At 71.2% G+C, this 21,521-nt stretch carries 14 protein-coding genes and 1 pseudogene; 11 read left to right on the top strand and 4 right to left on the bottom strand.

What is annotated here, in order from left to right; translation table 11 throughout:
- A pseudogene (locus SM450_RS23120) lies at nucleotides 1-249 on the bottom strand (alpha-galactosidase); the annotation flags it as partial.
- A gap of 680 nt (nucleotides 250-929) precedes the next feature.
- Here SM450_RS23120 and araB point away from each other — a divergent pair.
- The 9 genes from araB (at nucleotide 930) to SM450_RS23165 (ending at nucleotide 13,115) form a co-directional block, all read left to right on the top strand.
- Nucleotides 930-2,609, top strand: a complete 1,680-nt coding sequence (gene araB / locus SM450_RS23125; protein ID WP_474621857.1) for a ribulokinase — start codon at nucleotides 930-932, stop codon at nucleotides 2,607-2,609.
- Nucleotides 2,606-3,277, top strand: coding sequence for an L-ribulose-5-phosphate 4-epimerase (locus tag SM450_RS23130; RefSeq protein ID WP_474621858.1), 672 nt, complete (start codon nucleotides 2,606-2,608; stop codon nucleotides 3,275-3,277). Before araB ends, SM450_RS23130 begins: the two co-directional genes overlap by 4 nt.
- Before the next feature lie 94 nt (nucleotides 3,278-3,371).
- The gene (locus tag SM450_RS23135; protein WP_474621859.1) at nucleotides 3,372-4,370 is read left to right on the top strand and encodes an ABC transporter substrate-binding protein; all 999 of its coding nucleotides are present in this window, start codon (nucleotides 3,372-3,374) and stop codon (nucleotides 4,368-4,370) included.
- A 73-nt stretch (nucleotides 4,371-4,443) separates the two neighbouring features.
- Entirely contained in the window at nucleotides 4,444-5,985 is a 1,542-nt protein-coding gene (locus tag SM450_RS23140; protein ID WP_474621860.1) for a sugar ABC transporter ATP-binding protein, read from the top strand.
- Nucleotides 5,982-7,055, top strand: a complete 1,074-nt coding sequence (locus SM450_RS23145) for an ABC transporter permease (RefSeq protein WP_474621861.1) — start codon at nucleotides 5,982-5,984, stop codon at nucleotides 7,053-7,055. The genes SM450_RS23140 and SM450_RS23145 overlap by 4 nt, the downstream gene beginning before the upstream one ends.
- Complete coding sequence (gene yjfF / locus SM450_RS23150; RefSeq protein WP_474621862.1) at nucleotides 7,052-8,044, top strand: galactofuranose ABC transporter, permease protein YjfF; 993 nt, start codon at nucleotides 7,052-7,054, stop codon at nucleotides 8,042-8,044. The genes SM450_RS23145 and yjfF overlap by 4 nt, the downstream gene beginning before the upstream one ends.
- A 26-nt stretch (nucleotides 8,045-8,070) precedes the next feature.
- On the top strand, nucleotides 8,071-9,573 hold the full coding sequence (gene araA, locus SM450_RS23155) for an L-arabinose isomerase (RefSeq protein ID WP_474621863.1): 1,503 nt from the start codon (nucleotides 8,071-8,073) through the stop codon (nucleotides 9,571-9,573).
- A gap of 232 nt (nucleotides 9,574-9,805) precedes the next feature.
- Nucleotides 9,806-11,866 (top strand): RICIN domain-containing protein, encoded by a 2,061-nt coding sequence (locus tag SM450_RS23160; RefSeq protein ID WP_474621864.1) that lies wholly within the window; start codon nucleotides 9,806-9,808, stop codon nucleotides 11,864-11,866.
- Between the two features lie 259 nt (nucleotides 11,867-12,125).
- Nucleotides 12,126-13,115, top strand: coding sequence for a LacI family DNA-binding transcriptional regulator (locus SM450_RS23165; protein ID WP_474621865.1), 990 nt, complete (start codon nucleotides 12,126-12,128; stop codon nucleotides 13,113-13,115).
- Nucleotides 13,116-13,856: 741 nt separating this feature from the next.
- Here the strand turns inward: SM450_RS23165 and SM450_RS23170 are convergent.
- Together SM450_RS23170 and SM450_RS23175 are read right to left on the bottom strand one after the other, a co-directional pair.
- A complete protein-coding gene (locus tag SM450_RS23170; RefSeq protein ID WP_474621866.1) occupies nucleotides 13,857-16,613 on the bottom strand; it encodes a beta-L-arabinofuranosidase domain-containing protein in 2,757 nt (918 codons plus the stop codon).
- Nucleotides 16,614-16,698: 85 nt separating this feature from the next.
- A complete protein-coding gene (locus tag SM450_RS23175; protein WP_474621867.1) occupies nucleotides 16,699-18,174 on the bottom strand; it encodes an arabinofuranosidase catalytic domain-containing protein in 1,476 nt (491 codons plus the stop codon).
- 246 nt (nucleotides 18,175-18,420) lie between these two features.
- Between SM450_RS23175 and SM450_RS23180 the strand changes: the two genes are divergently transcribed.
- Both SM450_RS23180 and SM450_RS23185 read left to right on the top strand, forming a co-directional pair.
- Complete coding sequence (locus tag SM450_RS23180) at nucleotides 18,421-19,647, top strand: sensor histidine kinase (protein WP_474621868.1); 1,227 nt, start codon at nucleotides 18,421-18,423, stop codon at nucleotides 19,645-19,647.
- Entirely contained in the window at nucleotides 19,635-20,297 is a 663-nt protein-coding gene (locus tag SM450_RS23185) for a response regulator (RefSeq protein WP_474621869.1), read from the top strand. The genes SM450_RS23180 and SM450_RS23185 overlap by 13 nt, the downstream gene beginning before the upstream one ends.
- Nucleotides 20,298-20,366: 69 nt before the next feature.
- On the opposite strand, the gene SM450_RS23190 is transcribed toward SM450_RS23185, so the two are convergent.
- Complete coding sequence (locus SM450_RS23190) at nucleotides 20,367-21,209, bottom strand: hypothetical protein (RefSeq protein ID WP_474621870.1); 843 nt, start codon at nucleotides 21,207-21,209, stop codon at nucleotides 20,367-20,369.
- Nucleotides 21,210-21,521 lie beyond the last annotated feature (312 nt).

Below are 21,521 nucleotides of genomic sequence, written 5' to 3' on the forward strand. Positions count from 1 at the left end.
CATCCAACAGTCATCCACCACCACATACTGATAACCAGCATCCCGCATCCCCGAACTGACCATCGCATCCGCCATCTGCCGGATCAACGTCTCATTGATGTTGCAACCAAACGTGTTCCAACTGTTCCACCCCATCGGCGGCGTACGCGCCGCACCGTTGGCGAGCGCCCGCGCCGGGTGCGGGGCGACCACCCCGTCGGTGACGGTGGCGGTGAGGGCGACCGCCGCCACCCCCAGGGCGGCAAGCATCCATCGTGTCCTTCTGCGCACAGGTCCTCCTCGGTTGACGGGCGCCGACGAGGCCGGCGTCCCTCAGGGAGCGACCGCCTGCCGCGGTCCGTGCCACGGGTCGTCGGTGGGTGGACACCGGGGAGGCCGTGGCCTCAAGGGGACCGGTGGACCGCCGGCAGCCGCTCTGCGGTGGTGGATTTCGGCGGTGGCCGGGACGCCGCCGGCCGCCGCCTCGCTGCATGCCGGTCGCGCCCACCCGGTGGTTGTCACGCCGGTGCAGTGATGCCGCGGATGTTATCGCTGACATCAAACTGTGTAAATAGTTGAGCGCGTCTCCGAGGGGTCACCGCCGCCGCCGCCGGACGCCCGGCCGGAAGGAAAAAGAGCCGTTGAGAGCCCCTCTGCCGGCTTGTCGAGCGCGAGCCGGGGCTCCGTGCCGGGGTGGGGGGCGGATGATCGACGAGCGGTGGTGGAAGGCATCGATTGTTCTCGTTAACACCGGGTCGCGCGGGCCCGGATCCGCCGACCGGCGGTCGCTCTCGTGGATCTCGCGCGAGGGCTGGGCGGGCCGGTACCCGCGCCGTCCGCGGTAGGTGTCGCACGACGACCGTTCCCGTTACGCAGCCGTTGCGTTCGGGTGTCTTGACGGATGTATATGTGAGCGCTAACACTAACTCCGTGACACGGGAGAGGTGCAAATGAGCGAGGTGGACGCGGCCGACCGGTACGTGATCGGGGTCGATTTCGGCACGCTGTCCGGGCGGGCGCTCGTGGTGCGGGTCCGCGACGGCGCCGAGCTCGGCACGGCGGTGCACGAATACCGGCGCGGGGTGATCGAGACGGCTCTGCCCGACGGCGGCCCGCCGCTGCCCCCGGACTGGGCCTTGCAGGATCCCGACGACTACCGTGACGTGCTGCGCGAGGCGGTGCCGGCCGCGTTGGCCGCCGCCGGCGTGGACCCGGCCCGGGTGATCGGGATCGGCACCGACTTCACCGCCTGCACCGTGCTGCCCACACTCGCCGACGGCACCCCGCTGTGCGAGGTGCCGGAGCTGCGCCACCGGCCGCACGCCTGGGTCAAGCTCTGGAAGCACCACGCCGCGCAGCCGCAGGCCGACCGGATCAACGCCCTGGCGCACGAGCGGGGCGAACCGTGGATCGGCCGCTACGGCGGCAAGATCTCCGCCGAGTGGCAGTTCGCCAAGGGGTTGCAGATCCTGGCCGAGGACCCCGAGGTCTACCGGCGGACCGAGCGCTTCATCGAGGCCGCCGACTGGATCGTGTGGGAGCTGTGCGGCGCGGAGACCCGCAACGCCTGCACCGCCGGCTACAAGGGCATCCGGCAGGACGGACAGTACCCGTCGCCGGACTACCTGGCCGCGCTCGACCCGGGTTTCACCGACTTCGTGACCAAGCTGGACGGCCCGCTGCTGCCGCTCGGCGACCGGGCCGGCACGCTCAGCGCCCGCGCCGCCGCCTGGACCGGGCTGCCCGAGGGCATCGCGGTCGCGGTCGGCAACGTCGACGCGCACGTCACCTCCGCCTCCGCCCAGGCGCTGCGCCCGGGCCGGCTGGTGGCGATCATGGGCACCTCCACCTGCCACGTGCTCAACGGCACCCACCCCGCCGAGGTCCCCGGGATGTGCGGCGTGGTCGACGGCGGCATCAGTCCCGGCGCCTGGGGCTACGAGGCCGGGCAGAGCGGCGTGGGCGACATCTTCGGCTGGTTCGTGCGGCACGCCGCCCCGGCCGGCCTGGACTCGCACGAGCGGCTCACCGAGCTGGCCGCCGCCCAGCCGGTCGGCGCGCACGGCCTGGTGGCGCTCGACTGGTGGAACGGCAACCGGTCGCTGCTCGTCAACCACGACCTCAGCGGGCTCGTCGTCGGGCTGACGCTCGCCACCCGGCCGGCGGACGTCTACCGCGCGCTGCTGGAGGCCACCGCCTACGGCACCCGGATGATCATCGAGGCGTTCGCCGAGGCGGGCGTGCCGGTCGACGACCTGGTGGTGGCCGGCGGGCTGACCTCCAACCGGCTGCTGATGCAGATCTACGCCGACGTCACGAACCGGCCGCTTGGCATCATCGGCTCGGCCCAGGGGCCGGCGCTCGGGTCCGCCATCCACGCCGCGGTCGCCGCCGGGGCGTATCCGACGGTGCACGAGGCGTCGGCGGTCATGGGCCGGGTGGACGAGGGCGTCTACCGGCCGATCCCGGACAACGTCCGGGCCTACGACGCGCTCTACGCCGAATACCGGGCGCTCCACGACCACTTCGGTCGCGGCGCGAACGACGTCATGCTGCGCCTGCGCGCGATCCGGAACGCGGCGGTCGACGCCGCGGCGCCGGCCGACCCGGCTCTGGAGGTTGTCGGATGAACCCCGAGATCGACGCGCTGCGCGATGCCGTCGCCCGCCTGCACCGCGAGCTGACCCGCTACAACCTGGTGGCCTGGACCGCCGGCAACGTCTCCGCACGGGTTCCCGGGCAGGACCTGATGGTGATCAAGCCCAGCGGGGTGGACTACGACGACCTGACCGCCGACACCATGGTGCTCTGCGACCTGAACGGCGTCGTGGTCGACGGCGGTGGCTCGCCGTCGAGCGACACCGCCGCGCACGCCTACGTCTACCGCGCGATGCCTGAGGTCGGCGGCGTCGTGCACACGCACAGCGGCTACGCCACCGCCTGGGCGGCCCGGGGCGAGGCGATCCCGTGCTGGCTGACCGCCCAGGCCGACGAGTTCGGCGGCGAGATCCCGGTCGGGCCGTTCGCGCTCATCGGCGGCGACGACATCGGCAAGGGCATCGTCAGCACGCTGTCCGGACACCGGTCGCCCGCGGTGCTCATGCGCAACCACGGCGTCTTCACCATCGGCAAGGACGCGCGCGCGGCGGTCAAGGCCGCGGTGATGTGCGAGGACGTCGCCCGCACCGCACACCTGGCCCGCGCGCTCGGGCAGCCGCTGCCGATCGCGCCGGCCGACATCGACTCGCTCCACGACCGCTACCAGAACGTGTACGGCCAACGCCCGCCCACCGGGTGACCCAGACCAGCACCACCCCTCATCCCACCACCACAACCGGTCGCCCCGGCCACGCCGGTCGCGCGCCCGGATCACCCCACCCACGAGGAGAACGATGCGAACCAGGAGTACGGCCCGTACGGTCGTCGCGGCCCTGACTGGCGTGCTGCTCGCCGCCAGCATGGTCGCCTGCGGCAACAGCGACACCGGCGGCGATTCCGACGGCGGCGGCAACGACAAGCTCGTCCTGGGCTTCTCCCAGGTCGGCGCGGAGAGCGGCTGGCGTACCGCCAACACCACCTCGATCAAGGAGTCTGCGGCCGAGGCCGGCATCGAGCTGAAGTTCGATGACGCGCAGGGGAAGCAGGAGAACCAGATCAAGGCGATCCGGAACTTCATCCAGCAGAAGGTCGACGTGATCGCCTTCTCGCCGAAGGTGGAGTCCGGCTGGGACACGGTGCTCAAGGAGGCCAAGGACGCGAAGATCCCGGTCATCCTGACCGACCGCGCCGTCGACTCGGCCGACAAGTCGCTCTACAAGACGTTCCTCGGCTCCGACTTCGTCAAGGAGGGCCGACTCGCCGGCGAGTGGCTGGTGGAGGAGAAGAAGTCCGCCACCGGCCCGGTCAACATCGTCGAGCTTCAGGGCACCACCGGCTCGGCGCCGGCCAACGACCGGAAGAAGGGCTTCGGCGAGGCCATCGCGGCCAACCCCAACCTCAAGATCATCGCTTCGCAGGACGGTGACTTCAGCCGGGCCGGCGGCAAGCAGGTGATGGAGCAGTTCCTCAAGGCCAACCCGAAGATCGATGTGCTCTTCGCGCACAACGACGACATGGGCCTGGGCGCGCTCGAGGCGATCACCGCGGCCGGCAAGGTGCCGGGCAAGGACATCACCATCATCACCGTCGACGCGGTGAAGGACGGCATGCAGGCCCTGGCGGACGGCAAGTTCAACTTCATCGCCGAGTGCAGCCCGCTGCTCGGCCCGCAGCTGATGGACCTCGCGAAGAAGGTCAAGGCCGGCGAGGAGGTGCCGGCCCGGATCGAGACGGAGGAGACCACCTTCACCCAGACGACGGCCAAGGAGGCCCTCCCCAACCGCAAGTACTGAGCCCACACCGGGGGTCGCCGTCACACCGACGGCGGCCCCCGTGCCACCACCGTTTCAGAAGAGGTCCGATGGCATGACGGGTGACCGTCCGGTCCTGACCATGACCGGAATCAGCAAGACCTTCCCCGGCGTCCGTGCACTGCACGACGTCGACTTCCGGCTGTTCCCGGGCGAGGTCCACGCCCTCATGGGCGAGAACGGCGCCGGCAAGTCCACCCTGATCAAGGTGTTGACAGGCGTCTACGACACCGACGCCGGCACCGTCACGCTCGCCGGCGACCAGGTGTCGTTCAGCGGGCCGATGCAGGCCGCCGCGGCCGGCGTGAGCACCGTCTACCAGGAGATCAACCTCTGCACGAACCTGTCGGTGGCGGAGAACATCTTCATCGGCCGGGAGCCCCGCCGGCTGGGCGCCGTGCACTGGAGCGAGATGCGTCGCCGGGCGAGGGCGCTCCTGGCCCGGCTCGACCTCGACCTCGACGTCGGCGCGCCGCTCGGGACATACTCCCTCGCCGTGCAGCAGATGGTCGCCATCGCCCGGGCGATCGACGTCCAGGCCCGGGTGCTCATCCTCGACGAACCGACCTCCAGCCTGGACGCCGGCGAGGTCGCCCAGTTGTTCCGGATCATGCGCCAGCTCCGGGACGAGGGGATCGCGATCCTGTTCGTCACCCACTTCCTCGACCAGGTCTACGGCATCGCCGACCGCATCACGGTGCTGCGCAACGGCACCCTGGTGGGGGAGTACCGCACCGAGGAGCTGCCACAGTTCAGCCTGGTGGAGAAGATGATCGGCCAGGAGCTGGACGTGCTGGAACGGCTTGAGGAGCAGCAGAAGCGCGCCACCGTCGAGGCGGACGGCAAGGCCCCGCTCGTGGACGCCGTCGAGCTGGGCCGCCGTGGCGCGGTCGCCCCGTTCAGCCTGCGCATCCACGCCGGTGAGGTGGTCGGCCTGGCCGGCCTGCTCGGCTCCGGCCGGACCGAGGTGGCCCGGCTGTTCTTCGGCGCCGACCGCCCCGACCACGGTCAGGTCCTCGTCGACGGCGGCCGGGCGCCCCTGCGTACCCCGATCCAGGCCATCGGCCAGGGGATCGGCTTCTGCTCGGAGAACCGCCGCGCGGAGGGCATCGTCCCGGAGCTGTCGGTCCGGGAGAACATGATCCTGGCCATGCAGGCCGCGCGTGGCTGGCTGCGGCCCATCCCCCGCCGGAGGCAGGACGAGCTGGTCCAGAAGTACGTCCAGGCGCTCAGCATCCGGCCGGCCAACCCGGAGCTGCCGGTGCGCAACCTCTCCGGCGGCAACCAGCAGAAGGTGTTGCTGGCGCGCTGGCTCATCACCGAGCCGCGCCTGCTCATCCTCGACGAACCCACCCGCGGCATCGACATCGGCGCCAAGGCCGAGATCCAGAAGCTGGTGGTGCAGCTCTCCGACGGCGGCATGGCGGTGTTGTTCATCTCCGCCGAACTGGAGGAGGTGCTGCGCCTGAGCCACCGGGTCGCGGTCATGCGCGACCGCGAGATGGTCGCCCAACTCGACAACGACAACTCGCTTGATGCCGACCGCGTCATGCGCACCATCGCCAGCGGAACCCCCCGGGAGGAGGTGAACCGATGAACACCGTCGCCGACCGCCTTCGACCGCTCACCGCGCACCGCCTGTTCTGGCCGGTCCTGGTGCTCGTGGTGATGATCGCCGCGAACACCGTCTACCGGCCCGGCTTCCTCGCCGTGGAGGTCAAGAGCGGCCACCTGTACGGCACGCCGATCGACATCCTCCGGTTGAGCGCGCCGCTGATCCTCGTCGCGCTCGGCATGACCCTGGTCATCGCCACCGGCGGCATCGACCTGTCCGTCGGCTCGCTCTGCGCCATCAGCGGCGCGATCGCCTGCCAGCAGATCAGCGAAGCGGCCGACCAGAACAGCATGTCCACCGTGTTCACCGCGCTGGCCCTGGCCTTCGGGGCCGCGCTCGTGCTCGGCGCGTGGAACGGCGTGCTTGTCTCCGCCATCGGCATCCAGCCCATCATCGCCACGCTGATCCTGATGGTGGCCGGCCGGGGCATCGCCCAGCTCATCACCGAGGGGCAGATCCTCACCATCAACTCCGAGCCCTACCGGGCCATCGGGGTCGGGCACGTCCTGACGCTGCCGCTGGCCATCCTGATCGCGCTCGCCGCGGCGCTGCTGGTGGCCGCGTTCACCAGGCGTACCGCGTTCGGGCTGATCGTCGAGTCGGTCGGCGGCAACGCCGAGGCCAGCCGGCTGGCCGGCATCCGGTCGCGCCGCGTGGTCTTCCTCGTCTACGTGGTGAGCGCCGCCTGCGCCGCGCTTGCCGGCTTCATGGTCACCGCGAACGTGTCGAGCGCCGACGGCAACGCCGCCGGGCTCTGGATCGAGCTGGACGCCATCCTCGCGGTGGTGATCGGCGGCACCTCGCTTGCCGGCGGCCGGTTCTCCCTCGGCGGCACCGTCCTCGGCGCGTTGATCATCCAGACCCTGACCACCACCGTGTACGCCATGAACATCTCGCCGCAGACGTCGCTGCTGTTCAAGGCCGTCGTCGTCATCGCCGTCTGCCTGATCCAGGCCCCGGCCTTCCGGGCCCGGTTCCGGCGCCGGCGTCGGCGCGGCGTCGAGCCCGGTCCGGCCACGCCGCAGCGGGAGAAGGAGCAGGTCCCGGCATGAGCAGCACGTCGTTGTCCACCGTCCGGTCCTGGCGGCCCAGCCTGCCCCGGCGGCACGTCCCGGTGCTGGCCACGCTCGCGTTGCTGCTGGTCATGTACGGCATCGGTGTGTCCCAATATCGTGCCTTCTCCAACGTCCAGGTGATTTTTAACGTCTTCATCGATAACGGTTTCGTTCTCGTGGTCGCCGTCGGGATGACGTTCGTGATCCTCACCGGCGGCATCGACCTGTCCGTCGGCTCGGTGGTCGCGATGACCACGATGGTGTCGGCCGCGCTGCTCCGCGACGGCATGCCGGCGGCCCTGGTGCTCGTCATCGCGCTGCTCATCGGCCCCACGCTGGGGTTCCTGATGGGCTGCGCGATCCACTTCTTCGAGATCCAGCCGTTCATCGTCACACTCGCCGGGATGTTCTTCGCCCGGGGCATGTGCACGTTCATCAGCGGCGCCTCGATCTCCATCACCGACGGCTTCTGGACCGGCATGTCCCAGGAGCGCATCGGCAATCCGGCCGGAAACTTCGTGTCGATAAGCGTGCTCATCGCGTTCGCGGTGGTGCTTGTCGCCGCGTACGTGCTTGCGTACACCCGGTTCGGCCGCAACGTGTACGCGGTCGGCGGCAACGCGCAGTCGGCGCTGCTGATGGGCCTGCCGGTCGGGCGGACCCGGATCGCCGTCTACACCATCAGCGGGCTCTGCTCGGCTATCGGCGGCCTCCTGCTGTCGTTCTACACCCTGTCCGGCGCGCCGCTGATCGGCATCGGCATGGAGCTGGACGTGATCGCCGCGGTGGTGATCGGCGGGACCGTGCTCACCGGCGGGTCCGGATACGTCTTCGGCACCGTCCTCGGGGTGCTGGTGCTTGGTGTCATCCAGACCCTGATCACGTTCGACGGCAGCCTCAACTCCTGGTGGACCAAGATCGTGATCGGCGGGCTGCTCTTCGCGTTCATCCTCCTCCAGCGCCTCATCGGCATCCGGTTCAAGTGACGGCAACTAGCGCGGAAGGCGACAACATGGCAACTCACCCCCAGCCCGAGGTCTGGTTCCTCACCGGAAGCCAGGGCCTCTACGGCGAGGACACGCTCCGGCAGGTCGCCGACCAGTCCCGGCAGATCGCCGCCCGGTTGGACGAGTCGCCGGACATCCCCGTCCGCGTGGTCTGGAAGCCGGTCCTGACCACCAGCACGGACATCCTGGCGGCCTGCCGGGACGCCGCCGTGCAGGGCGCGGTCGGGGTGATCGCCTGGATGCACACGTTCTCGCCGGCCAAGATGTGGATCTCCGGGCTGGACGCGTTGCAGACGCCGCTGCTGCACCTGCACACCCAGGCGAACGTGGCGCTGCCGTGGGACACCATCGACATGGACTTCATGAACCTGAACCAGGCCGCGCACGGCGACCGGGAGTTCGGGTACATCCAGACCCGCCTGGGGGTGGCCCGCAAGACCGTCGCCGGGCACGTCACCGACCCGCGGGTGGTGGGTCGGATCGGGGCCTGGGCCCGCGCGGCCATCGGCTGGTCGTCGGTGCGGACGCTGCGGCTGGCCCGCTTCGGCGACAACATGCGCGACGTCGCGGTGACCGAGGGGGACAAGGTCGAGGCGGAACTGCGGTTCGGCGTCTCGGTCAACACCTACGGCGTGAACGACCTGGTGGCGGCCGTCGACCAGGTCGCCGACGCGCAGGTGGACGACCTGGTCAAGGAGTACGACGACGCCTACCGGCTGGACGCCGCGCTGCGGCCCGGCGGCGACCGGCACGACTCGCTGCGGTACGCCGCGCGCCAGGAGATCGGCCTGCGCGCGTTCCTGGACGCCGGCGGCTTCCGGGCGTTCACCACGAACTTCGAGGATCTCGGCGGCCTGCGCCAGCTCCCCGGCATCGCGGTGCAGCGGCTGATGGCCGACGGGTACGGCTTCGGCGGCGAGGGGGACTGGAAGACCTCGGTCCTGGTGCGGACGCTGAAGGCGATGGCGGTCGGCGTCGAGGGCGGCACGTCCTTCATGGAGGACTACACCTACGACCTGACGTTCGGGCACGAGGTGGTCCTCGGCGCGCACATGCTCGAGGTGTGCCCGAGCATCGCCGCCGACGTGCCGACCGCGGAGATCCACCCGCTGAGCATCGGCGGGCGGGAGGACCCGGTCCGGCTCGTCTTCGACGCGGCGTCCGGCCCGGCCGTCGTGCTCGGCATGGCCGACATGGGGGAGCGGTTCCGGCTCGTGGCCAACGTGGTCGACGTGGTGCCGCCGCCGCAGCCGCTGCGCCGGCTGCCGGTGGCCCGGGCGGTATGGCGACCCCGCCCCGACCTGGCCGGCTCGGCGGAGGCGTGGATCACCGCGGGCGCGCCGCACCACACCGTGCTCTCCCAGGCGGTGGGCGTGGAGGAGCTGCGGGACCTGGCTGAGATGGCGCGTACCGAGTTGGCGGTCATCGACGGCGACACCGAGCCGCACCGGTTCGCCGACGAGTTGCGCTGGAACCAGGCGTACTACCGGCTCGCCCGCGGGTTCTAACCCCGGACCACCCGCCACGGGTGGCGTGCGCCGACGTTTCGCGTCGGCGCGCGCCACCCGTTCGTGTCGGGGACGTTACGGCTTGACGAACAGCATGTTATCGCTCACAGTCGATGTATCGGGATCGCCCGCACGTTCCCGGCGCCGTTCCGCGTGCAGCATGTGCCGCAGGTGCCGTGCATCAGGTTCCCCCCGGGCAGGGACCGCTGTTAACGATCACACAAGGAGGACCATGGTGGCGACAGGTCGGCTGTCCCGGCTCCTGGCGGGGTTGGTGGCGACGGTGGTCGGCGGGGTGCTGGTGGGGGCGGCCCCCGGGCCGGCCTCGGCGGCGACCGTGGACACCACCGCGAACTACGTGCTGGTGAACCGCAACAGCGGCAAGGCGTTGGACCTGTACAACCAGGCCACGAACGACGGGGCGCGGATCACCCAGTGGTCGCGCAACGACGGGGCCTGGCAGCAGTGGCAGTTCGTCGACTCCGGGGGCGGCTTCTACCGGCTGCGGTCGCGGCACTCCGGCAAGGTGCTGGACGTCACCGGCGCGTCCACGGCCAACGGCGCGGCCGTGGTGCAGTGGTCCGACCACAACGGGACCAACCAGCAGTTCCGGCTGGCCGACTCGGACGGCGGCTACGTGCGGCTGATCAACCGCAACTCGAACAAGACGGTGGAGGTGCAGAACGCCTCGACCGCCGACGGCGGCAACATCGTCCAGTACGACGACTGGAACGGCAGCAACCAACAGTGGCAACTGGTCCGCGTCGGTGACGGCGGCAACCCGGGCAACCCCGGCGGCAACTTCACCAATCCGGCGGTATGGCAGGACTTCGCCGACGTCGACATCATCCGGGTCGGCGACGTCTACTACATGTCCGCCTCGACCATGCACTACTCGCCCGGCGCTCCGATCCTGCGCTCGTGGGACCTGGTGAACTGGGAGTTCGCCGGGCACTCGGTGCCCCGGCTGGACTTCGGCACGAAGTACGACCTGCCTCCCGGCAGCCAGGCGTACGTGGACGGCATCTGGGCCTCGACGTTGAACTACCGGCCCAGCAACCACACCTACTACTGGGCCGGGTGCGTCGACTTCGCCCAGACCCACATCTACACCGCCGGCGCGGTCGACGGCGCGTGGAGCAAGCTCACCACCATCCCGAACTGCTACTACGACGCCGGCATGCTTGTCGACGACAACGACACCATGTACGTCGCGTACGGCAACGGCACGATCAGCGTCGCGCAGCTCTCCGCCGACGGTCGCACCCAGGTGCGGGCCCAGCAGGTCTACCAGACCCCGTCGAGCATCGGCACGCTGGAGGGGGCACGCTTCTACAAGCGCAACGGCGCCTACTACATCTGGCTGACCCGGCCGGCGAACGGCCAGTACGTGCTCAAGTCCACAAACGGCCCGTTCGGCCCGTACGAGCAGCGGCAGGTGCTGCTCAACCTGCCCGGCCCGATCTCCGGCGGCGGCGTGCCGCACCAGGGCGGGCTGGTGCAGACGCAGAACGGCTCCTGGTACTACATGGCCTTCACCGACGCGTACCCGGGTGGCCGGATGCCGACGCTGGCGCCGATCACCTGGACCGCCGACGGCTGGCCGCAGGTGCAGACCGTGAACGGGGCGTGGGGGGCCAGCTACCCCAACCCGCTGCCGCTGCGTCCGGTCAAGCCGCTCACCGGCACCGACACGTTCTCCGGCACCACGCTCGGCGTGCAGTACGAGTGGAACCACAACCCGGACAACAGCCGCTGGTCGGTCAACAACGGCCTCCGCCTCCAGACCGCAAGCGTGACCAACGACCTCTACCAGGCCCGCAACACGTTGACCCACCGGATCCAGGGTCCGACCTCGACCGCGACCGTGGAGCTGGACTACTCGGCCATGCGGGACGGCGACCGGTCCGGACTCGCCATGCTGCGCGACAGCTCGGCGTGGATCGGCGTCCGGCGGGACAACGGCGCCACCCGGGTGGTGATGACCAACGGCCTGACCATGGCCAGCGGCGCCTGGAACACCACTTCCACCGGGTCGGAGATCGCCGGCGCTCCGGTCTCCGGCGGGCGGATATGGCTGCGGAGCAAGGCCGACATCAGACCCGGCTCCGGCCGGCAGGCGACGTTCTCCTACAGCACCGACGGGGTCACGTTCGTGCCGCTGGGGAACGCGCTGACGCTCAACAGCGCATGGCAGTTCTTCATGGGATACCGGTTCGGCATGTTCAACTACGCGACGCAGGCGTTGGGCGGCGCGGTGACGGTACGGCAGTTCTCGCTCACGACGCCGTGACACGGGTCACCGTTATCCGCCGTTGAGTCGTCCGGGAATTGCCCGGGGTGGGGGTTCCGAAGTTATCGGAATTTCCCCACCCCGGGTTCGGTCGTCAATTCCCCGACATTCCGATGCCACCACTCGAATGGTGATCGACCGCACCGTGACCGGCGCGACCTCTGGCGTAGACTGTCGCCACCCGGGCCAACCCGGTCGACGACGACCCGACGGCCACGCGGGCATGTGCGAAAGTGAGGTGGCCGTGCGCGGTCCTGCGATGACTGATGTGGCTCGCCTCGCCGGTGTCTCGCACCAGACGGTCTCCCGGGTTCTCAACGGGCACCCGAACGTGCGTGAGCAGACCCGGTTGCGGGTGCAGGCGGCCATCACCGAACTCGGCTACCGGCCCAACCGCGCGGCCCGCACGCTTGTGACCGGGCGGTCCCAGGTGATCGGTGTGGTCGCGCAGAACACCACGCTCTACGGCCCGGCGTCACTGCTGGCCGCGCTGGAACAGGCCGCCGCCGAAGCCGGCTTCGCGGTCAGCATCGGCAGCGTCAGCGACCTCGACCACAGGTCCATCTCCGAGGCGGTGGAACGCCACCTTGCGCACCGGGTGGCCGGCATCGTGGTGATCGCGCCTGTCGAGTCGGCCGGCGAGGCGCTCGAACGGCTGCCCCACGACGTGCCGCTGGTGACCGTCGACGGTGATCCGCGCCGGCCGATCCCCCTCGTGACGGTCGACCAGGTCGCCGGCGCGCGGGCCGCCACCCAGCATCTCCTCGACGCCGGGCACCGCACGGTATGGCACGTGTCCGGCCCGTCGGACTGGTTCGACAGCGCCGGCCGGATCGAGGGCTGGCGCGAGGCGTTGCGGCTCGCCGGCGCCGAGGTGCCCCCGCTGGTGCCGGCGGACTGGTCGGCGGCGGCGGGCTACCGCTGCGGGCAGATGCTGGCCCGGATGCCCGAGGTCACCGCCGTCTTCACCGCCAACGACCACCTGGCGCTCGGGGTGCTGCGCGCGTTGCACGAGCACGGCCGGCGGGTGCCCGACGACCTCAGCGTGGTCGGGTTCGACGACGTGCCCGAGGCGGCCTACTTCATCCCGCCGCTGACCACCGTGCGGCCCGACTTCGCGGCCGTGGCCCGGGCGAGTCTCGGCCTGCTGCTGGCGCAGATCGAGTCGGCAAGCGTGGGGCCGCTGCGACGGACCGTCGCGCCGACGCTTGTGCCCCGGCGCAGCGTCGGCCCGCCACCCCAGCGCTGACCCGTTGCCGGGTGCCGGCCCCCAGCGCTGATCCTTCGTCCGGCGGCCCACATCGTCAGCTCCCATCCTCGTTGGTCGGCTGCACACTGCTCCCGGCGGTACTCCGTCCGGCGGCCGACGTCCACCCGGAGGTCGTCGAGATCGTTTTGACCTCGCTACGGCGATCTGACTCGCCGCTGTGCCGGTCGGATGGTGCTGGCCCGCTCGGTGCCTTGAGAGCTGATGGCAGAAACAACTCACGCCGTCGATGCCGGCCCACGGTCGGTCACCGGCGTCCAGCAGTTGATCAACTCCACTTCGCCGAAGTGGCGTGATCCCAGATGCCTCCACCCGCCCACTTCGGCGAAGTGGAGTTGATCAGTGCTGAGTTTCCCGCCCTTCGGAACCGTGTTCCACTCAATAGGACGGCGGTAGATCTTGGTACGAAATGGCCCCCCTGGGGGCCGTTTCGTACCAAGATCTCTCCGGAGCCGGAGCCGGAGCCGGAGCCGGAGCCGGAGCCGGAGCCGGAGCCGGGGGCGGGGGCGGGGGCGGAGCCGTGGGGGGCGGGGGGGCCCGCCCCGCGCCGCACCCCGCCCCCGCGGGGGGGGTGGTCGGCGGGGGGGCGGGCGCCCGCGCCCCCGGCGCGGGGGCGGGGGGGGGGGGGGGCCCGGCGGGCCCGGGGCCCCCCGCCCCGGCCCCGACGGCGTCCCCGGGGGTACGTGGGCCGGCCGTGACGGTCGGGCCCGCGTACCCGAGATTTCAGACGAACCGCCAGCGCTGGTGCGCGGCGCCGGTGTCGTCGCCGAGCACCGCCTGCGCCCCCTGGCTGCCGGAGCCGCCGCTGAGGCCGAGGACCCGGCCGCCGTTGGCGCACTGGACCCGGAAGTAGCCGTTGCCGCCGTGACGCAGCCGCCACCGGTGGTCGGCGGTGCCGTTGTCGGCCCACTGCACGATCCGGGCGCCGGCGGCGGAGGAGCCGCCCTCGACGCCGAGCACCTTGCCGCTGTGCGAGGCGCGCAGCCGCAGGTAACCGCCCGTGTCCACGAGCGCGGTCCAGAGGTGGTCGGCGGTGCCGGTGTCGCCCCACTGGATGACGAGGCCGCCGTCGGCGGTGGACATGTCCTGCACGCCGAGCACGAGCCCACTGCCGAGGTTCTGCAACCGGCGCGCGCCGTTCGGCAGGAACCGCCACTGGTTGTCCGGGCTGCCGTTGTCCGGGTCCTGCACGGCCTGCGCGCCCTGCGCGGTCGAGCCGCCGGAGATGCCGAGCAGTTTGCCGGTGTGCGAGTTGCGCAGCTTGTGGGTGCCGTCGCCGACGTCGACCACGGTCCAGAGGTGGTCGGCGGTGCCATTGTCGGCCCACTGGAGGATCCGGGCGTTGTCGGCGGTGGACATGTTCTCCACGCCGAGCACCTTGCCGCTGTTGACGTTGCGCAGCTTCAGCGCCGACCCGTCGACGACGAGCTGCCAGTCGTGGTCGGCGGTGCCGGTGTCGCCCCACTGGAGGGCGAGCCCGCCGTCGGCGGTGGACATGTTCTGGACGCCGAGCACGAGACCGCTCGCGGCGTTCGCCAGCCGGAAGCTCGCCTCGCCGCCACCGCCGCTGCTAGTGCCGGCCCGCCAGTAGACCGTGTAGTTGAACCCGTGCGCGTCGTAGAAGGGCCCGAGGTTGACGGTGGCGCCGTTGGCCCGGGCGGTGAACGCCAGCGAGTCGCCGCCGGTCCGCGTGACCGAGCCGGTCTCCAGCGTCGGCAGCGCGCTCAACGTGGTGTTGCCGTAGTTGCCGGAGAGCACCACCGGCCCGTACATGACCGCCTGGACGGCCGCGTCGTCGTTGGCGGCGACAGTGGTCACGCGCATCGGCAGCCGCACGGTGACCACGTCGCCTGAGGTCCAGTCGCGGGTCAGCACGGCGTAGCTGCCGGGTGTGGTGGCGATGCCCTGCGCCGTGCCGTTGACGCTCACCGTCGCCCCGGTGGTCCACGACGGGATCCGGATCCGCATCGTCCAGGAACCGCTCGCCGAGCCGGTGACGGTGAGCGTCGTGGTGTCCGAGACCGGGTACGAGGTGCTCTGCGTGACGGTGATGCCGCGCTCGCTCCAGGTGAGCACCGAGGGCATGAACAGGTTCACGGTGAGCGTGGTGCCGTTGTGGTAGTAGACGGCGTCCGCGAGCGTGGTGTTGGTTTCCAGCCCGGTGCCCTGGCAGCACCAGAAGGAGTTGTAGTCGGTGCTCCAGGTGCCGCCGCCCCACGCCGGGCCGACGCCGCGCCGGCCGCCCGGGTTGAGCGGGGTGAAGTAGGTGACGTGGCCGCGGGAGTCGGCCGGGTTCTGCTGGCCGATCATGTGGTTGAGCAGTGCCCGCTCGTAGAAGTCGACGTACGCGACCCGGTCGGGGTCGAGCTGCCACAGCTCCCGGGTCAGCTTGAGCATGTTGTAGGTGTTGCACGCCTCGCAGGTGTCGTTGCGCAGGTAGCCGGCGATGGCGTTGGGGGCGCGGAAGTGCTCGGCCTGGCTGTTGCCGCCGATGGCGTACGTGTGCGCGCCGACGGTGATGTTCCAGGCGTTTGTGGCGATGTCGCGGTAGCGGGTGGTGCCGGTGGCCTTGTACTCCCGGGCCGCGCCGATCCACTTGGGCACCTGGGTGTTGGCGTGCAGGCCGTTGAGCTGGTCGGAGTTCGAGGCGAGCGGGTTGAACACGGCCGCGTGGTCGAAACGCTGGGCGGTGGTCAGCCAGCGGGCGTCGCCGGTCTGCTGGTAGATGTCGGTGAGCACCGCGTTCATGCCGCCGAACTCGGTGCCGAGCATGGCCTGCATCTGGGCCGAGGTGAGCCGGCCGGTACGCCAGTCGACCCAGCCGGCGAGCGCCAGCAGCACGTCGCGGGCCTGCGTGCTGCCGATCAGGCGCCACACGTCGAGCAGGCCGGCGAGCGTCTTGTGGATGCAGTAGTAGGGCACGTTGCCGTTACTGAGCGTCCGGGCCTCAAGCGCGCTGAAGTCGGACTCGGGGAAGCCGGACAGGTAACCCGTGTTGAATCCGGCGGCGCCGTTGTTGGCCTGGCACTTCGCCAGCTCGGCGACCATGGTGACCGCCTTGTCCCGGCAGGTGGTGTCGCCGGCCACCGCCCACGCCTGCGCCCAGGCGGTCAGGAAGTGGCCCTGCATGTGGGTGCGGAACGGGAAGTTCGGCGCGTCCCAACCGCCGTTGGCGGCGGCCCCGGCGGTGGAGAGCCGGTGGTTGGCGCGGAAGTTGTAGAGCAGCCGGTTGACGTCGACGAACCGGAGGTAGGACACGGTGCGGTTCTGGTTGTCCATCCAGCGGCTGGCGGTCAGCCGTACCTGGCCGGGGTCGAACGTGTAGGCGGAGACGCCGACGTCCGGCCGGGCCGGGGCCAGGGCGGCGCCGGCCGGGCCACCGCCGGCGAGGGAACCGGCGGCGGCGCCGGCCGCGGTCGCGACGGCGGTCGCTCCGGTAGCGCGCAGGAGCGTCCGGCGGTTCATCGGAGGAACGGGCATGAGGGGCCTTTCGTGGCGGGACGGGTGGGTGGCGGGGGTGGCGCGGGTACGGGCCGGGCGGATCGGGCTCCGCCCGGCCCGTGGCTCAGTTGCGCAGGCTCCACTGCTGGTTGGCGCCGCCGTTGCACGCCCAGAGGATCAGCTTGGTGCCGTTCGCGGTGCCGGCGCTGGTGGCGTCGAGGCAGAGACGGGACTGCTGGCCGGTGATGGTGCCGTTGCCGTTGAGGTTCCACTGCTGGTTGGCCTGCCCGTTGCAGTCCCAGATGATCACGGTGGTGCCGTTGCTGGTGCCCTGCCCGTTGGCGTCGAGGCACTTGTTGCCGAACACCTGGAGTTGCCGCGCCGACGTGTAGGTCCAGCGCTGCATGGTGCCGCCGTGGCAGTCGTAGAGCTGCACCTGGGTGCCGTTGGTGGTGGTGCCGTTGGGCACGTCGACGCAGCGCCCGGACTGGCCGCCCACGATCTCGACGTTCTGCCGGGTGCCACCGGTGCTCGCCGCGTAGCCGGCGGCGGTGATGTTTGCCTGGACGGCGTCCTCGGTGGCGTTCGACGGGTAGCCGGAGGTCATGACGCCCTCGTAGAAGGTGCCGGCTGCGCCGATGCTGTTGTCGCCGCCGATGCCGAGGATGATGGCGCCTTCTTTTTTCATCGGGTTGTAGCCGGAGGCGTTCGGCCGCTTGCCGTCGTAGAAGGTGGACAGCCCGCCGGTCTGGGCGTTGCCGCCCCGGATGGCCCAGTGGTTCGGTTCGCCCTTGACGATCGCGGTCAGGAACCGGTGGCTGATCGACGGGTCGTTGGCGTTGTAGCCGGGGTTGACGCCGGAGAAGAGGCCGTTCTCCAGGTCGGCCATGATCCAGGGGCCGTTGCCGGTGCCGTACCCCCAGACCTTGATGTTGCCGAAGTAGATGGCCTCCATGGTGCCGTTGCCGTTGTCGCGGCTGTTGGTCTCCGCGTTGCCGTAGTCGAAGCAGCAGCCGCCGTTGTAGTGGGTGCCGTCGAAGATGGCGTACATGCCTTCGGGTTGGTCGCCCTTGGCGATGCCGTTCGTGGTGTTGTCGCGGTAGCCGGTGCCGGGGGCGACGAACACCCCGTACGCCTTGCGCCCGCCGAGCGTGACCGGGGCGAGCGTGGCGTCGGCGAGGTTGTCGTAGCCACCGGCGGCCGGGCCGGAGAAGCCGCCGGGCGGGGCCTGGGTCAGGTGGTTGCCGCGGCCGGACTGGTCGTAGATGACGCTGATCAGGCAACTGGTGCCGGCGCAGAACGCGTCCTGGGTGGCGGCGTTGGCGACGTCGCCGGCAGCGAGCGGCGCGACGTCGCGGGTGGTGTTGTCGGACGCGCGTCGCAGCTGGTATAGCGGCCCGGCATAGGCGCCGTAGAGCGCGCGGGTGGTGCTGTGGGCGGCGACGCAGGGGGTGCCGCCGGAGGCGTAGATGTCGCAGGGGCCGGTCCCGGCGGCCTGCGCCGCGGCGGTGGGGCCGACAACCGCCGCGGTGACCGCGACGAACAGGGCCAGGGGTGCGAGGGCGACGGCCAGGCGATGGCGACGGGTGGTGGGGCCCATCGATCCTCCTCCACGGGGATGACGACCAGGTTAACGCTAACAATTGCCCTTAGCGTGGCGTTCATATAGGCCACTGTCAACACGTTGGTCGTCCGATCGGTGGGCTTCCGGGCGCGACGGAAGATCCACGGCGGGCGATGTTAGCGCTCTCACCAGCCGCCGCTGGTACAGCAGGCTGTACTTTCCGCCGCCGACGCTGCCGGCGACGGCCGCCGTGACCTATCGTGACGCCGGGGGTGGGCCGAGTTGGGATACGTGCGGAGGCGGGTCCGCGCCGCGGTGGACGCGCTTGAGCATCTCGTCGGCGGGTTGGGCACCGCGATCCTGGCGTGGGGCGCGCTGCTCTGGGCGATCACGGTGGCCGCCGCCTGCCTGGCCGGCGTCGGGCTGCTGCTGGCGCCCGGCGCGTTGCGCGTGGTGCGCTCGGTGGCCGACCGGGAACGCGCCCGGCTGTCCCGCTGGGGCGGGACGCTCCCCACGCCGGGGCCGGCGCCGACCGACCTGCGCACGGCGCTGCGCGACCCGGTCGTCCGGCGGGAACTCGGCTGGACCGCGCTGCACGCCCTCCTCGGCTTCGGCGCCGGGATCGTCGGTCTCGCGCTTCCGCTCACCGCCGTGCAGGACGTCACGTTCCCGCTGTGGTTCCGGCTGCTGCGACCCGAGGACGGCGCGCCGGGGATCGTCTGGTGGCGGATCGACGGACTGCCCGACGCCCTGACGGTCGGGCTGATCGGCCTGGCCCTGCTCGTCGTCGGCATCGCGGTCGGCCCGGCGCTGGCGCGCGCCCAGGCCTGGCCGGGCCGGTGGCTGCTCGCCCCGCCACCCGGCGTCGACCTGTCGATGCGGGTCGCCCAACTCACCGCCACCCGGGCCGCGGCCCTGGACGCGCACGCGGTGGAGCTGCGCCGCATCGAACGGTCGCTGCACGACGGCACCCAGAACCGCCTGGTCGCGGTGAACGTGCTGCTCGGCGCCGCGCGGCGGGCGCTGAAGCGGGATCCGACCCGGGCCGACGAGATCCTCGAACGGGCGCAGCACGCCGCCGAGCAGGCGCTCGGCGAACTGCGTACGGTGGTGCGCGGCATCCTGCCGCCGGTGCTCGACGACCGGGGGCTCGCCGGCGCGCTGGCCGGCCTGGCCGGCGGATCGACGGTGCCGTGCCGGCTCACCGTGGACGTCTCCGTGCGCTGCGCCGCCGCGGTCGAGGCCACCGCCTACTTCGTGGTGGCCGAGGCGCTGACGAACGTGGTCCGGCACAGCGGCGCGAGCGCCGTCGACGTCACGGTGCGCCGCGAGCGGGACCGGCTGCTGGTGGCCGTCTCCGACAACGGCCACGGCGACGCGGACGAGACCCGCGGCTCCGGCCTGACCGGCATCCGGCGGCGGGTCGAGGCGTACGACGGACGGATGACACTTACCAGCCCCACCGGAGGGCCGACGAGGATGCACGTGGAGCTGCCATGCGGATCGTGATCGCCGAGGACGACGCGCTGCTGCGCGAAGGGCTGGCGCTGCTGCTGCGGGCCGAGGACCTGGACGTGGTGGCCACCGCCGGTGACCCGGACGAGTTCCTGGCCGCGGTGGACGCCCACGGGCCCGACGTGGCGATCGTCGACGTGCGGATGCCGCCCACCCACACCGACGAGGGCATCGTCGCCGCGGTCGAGGCCCGCCGGCGCCGGCCCGGCCTCGCCGTGCTGGTCCTGTCCGCGTACGTGGAGCAGGCGTTCGCCACCGAGCTGTTCTCGGTCGGCGCCACCGGGCTCGGCTACCTGCTCAAGGAACGGGTCGGGCGGGTCGAGGAGTTCCTCGGCGCGCTGCACCGGGTGGCGGCCGGCGGCAGCGTGATCGACCCCGAGGTGGTCGGGCAACTGCTCGCCCGCAACCGCCGGGACGACGGCGCGCTGGCCCAGCTGTCGCCGCGCGAGCAGGAGGTGCTGGCGCTGATGGCGGAGGGGCTCGGCAACACCGCGATCGCCGAACGGCTGTTCGTCACCGACGGCGCGGTGCACAAGCACATCCGCAACATCTTCGCCAAGCTCCACCTGCCGCCGGACGACCGCGCCGACCGTCGCGTCACCGCCGTGCTGCGCTACCTGAACGACGGCCGGCGCGGCGCCTGAGTGCGGCGACGCGCCGGCCGTGGCGCCCGCCGGCCTCGAACTCCGGCGTGCATAAGGAGGCCTTACACCTCAGTTGAGGCCGCAGGCGGCGAGCGCGTCCAGGTTCGGACGCTGCGCGCCGACCCGGTTGAACGCGATCTCGATCCGGTCGAGCGCGGCGCCGCGCTTGTCCTTCAACGGCCCGAGGATGGCGTTGTCGATGAAGGCCGGCCCACCCTCCGGCCGGACCGCGAGCTGGGCCAGGCGGGCGTTCGCCTCGGCGATCTGCTTGTCCAGGGCGGCCAGTTCGGCCTGCACCTGACCGGCCGCCGCGGCGGGGACAGCGGGGAGCTGCACGCCTGGGCAGTTCACGGTCCGGGCCGGCCCGGACGCCGCGCCGTTCTGCGCGCCACCGTTCTGCGCGCCGCCGTTCTGGCCGGCGGTGCCGTTCTGCGCGCCGCCGTTCTGGCCCGCGCCGCCGTTGACGGCGCTCGGCACGCCTGCGGCGTTGACGCCGCAGGTGGCAAGCGCGTCCAGGTTCGGACGCTGGGCGCCGATCCGGTTGAACGCGATCTCGATCCGGTCGAGCGCGGCGGTGCGCTTGCTCTTCAGCGGGCCGAGGATGGCGTTGTTGACGAAATTCGGTCCACCCTCCGGCTTCACGGCGAGTCGGGCCAGCCGCTCGTTCTGCCGGGCGATCTCCTGGTCCAGGTTGGCCAGTTCCCGTTCCACCTCGGCGTTCGCCGCCGCGGGCACCGCGGGCAGCTTGTCGCGTACCGTCGGGCAGTTCACGGTCTGCGCGGCGGCCGGCGCGGTCGACCCGCCGTTCTCGTCGGCGGACGCCAACTGGAGCCCGCCGGCGAGCAGGAGCGCCGCGAGGGCGCCCACCCCACCGAGTTTCAGGACCGCGTTGTTGCGCGTACCCCTGGCCATGCACCTCTCCTTTGGTTGACCTGGAGGGTCGGTACGGCATGCGTGCCGCTCCGCCACTCCGCGGTGCGAAGTGAGACGCAGGAATCGCCTCTCGTGCCCGCTCCGGCATCGCGGTTCCGGACGATGTCCCTGTCGGGCATGGGTACGGGCGCGGCGGCCGGATCGTTCACCGTCCGGTGATCCGATTGACCGCATCGACGTACGTTAGTAGTCTGCGCTGAAAGCGCTTTCTGCGCGGGGGGCGCGAGGGGACTGGCGTCCGGGCTGGAAGGCCAGCCGGCGACACCGACAGGGCATCGGTGTCGGCGTCGG

The organism is Micromonospora marincola, from assembly GCF_056150385.1.

Bases quoted from the DNA above. Each gene is read 5' to 3' on its own strand.
- araB (WP_474621857.1), top strand. From the start codon at position 930: ATGAGCGAGGTGGACGCGGCCGACCGGTACGTGATCGGGGTCGATTTC.
- SM450_RS23130 (WP_474621858.1), top strand. From the start codon at position 2,606: ATGAACCCCGAGATCGACGCGCTGCGCGATGCCGTCGCCCGCCTGCAC.
- SM450_RS23135 (WP_474621859.1), top strand. From the start codon at position 3,372: ATGCGAACCAGGAGTACGGCCCGTACGGTCGTCGCGGCCCTGACTGGC.
- SM450_RS23140 (WP_474621860.1), top strand. From the start codon at position 4,444: ATGACGGGTGACCGTCCGGTCCTGACCATGACCGGAATCAGCAAGACC.
- SM450_RS23145 (WP_474621861.1), top strand. From the start codon at position 5,982: ATGAACACCGTCGCCGACCGCCTTCGACCGCTCACCGCGCACCGCCTG.
- yjfF (WP_474621862.1), top strand. From the start codon at position 7,052: ATGAGCAGCACGTCGTTGTCCACCGTCCGGTCCTGGCGGCCCAGCCTG.
- araA (WP_474621863.1), top strand. From the start codon at position 8,071: ATGGCAACTCACCCCCAGCCCGAGGTCTGGTTCCTCACCGGAAGCCAG.
- SM450_RS23160 (WP_474621864.1), top strand. From the start codon at position 9,806: ATGGTGGCGACAGGTCGGCTGTCCCGGCTCCTGGCGGGGTTGGTGGCG.
- SM450_RS23165 (WP_474621865.1), top strand. From the start codon at position 12,126: ATGACTGATGTGGCTCGCCTCGCCGGTGTCTCGCACCAGACGGTCTCC.
- SM450_RS23170 (WP_474621866.1), bottom strand. From the start codon at position 16,613: ATGCCCGTTCCTCCGATGAACCGCCGGACGCTCCTGCGCGCTACCGGA.
- SM450_RS23175 (WP_474621867.1), bottom strand. From the start codon at position 18,174: ATGGGCCCCACCACCCGTCGCCATCGCCTGGCCGTCGCCCTCGCACCC.
- SM450_RS23185 (WP_474621869.1), top strand. From the start codon at position 19,635: ATGCGGATCGTGATCGCCGAGGACGACGCGCTGCTGCGCGAAGGGCTG.
- SM450_RS23190 (WP_474621870.1), bottom strand. From the start codon at position 21,209: ATGGCCAGGGGTACGCGCAACAACGCGGTCCTGAAACTCGGTGGGGTG.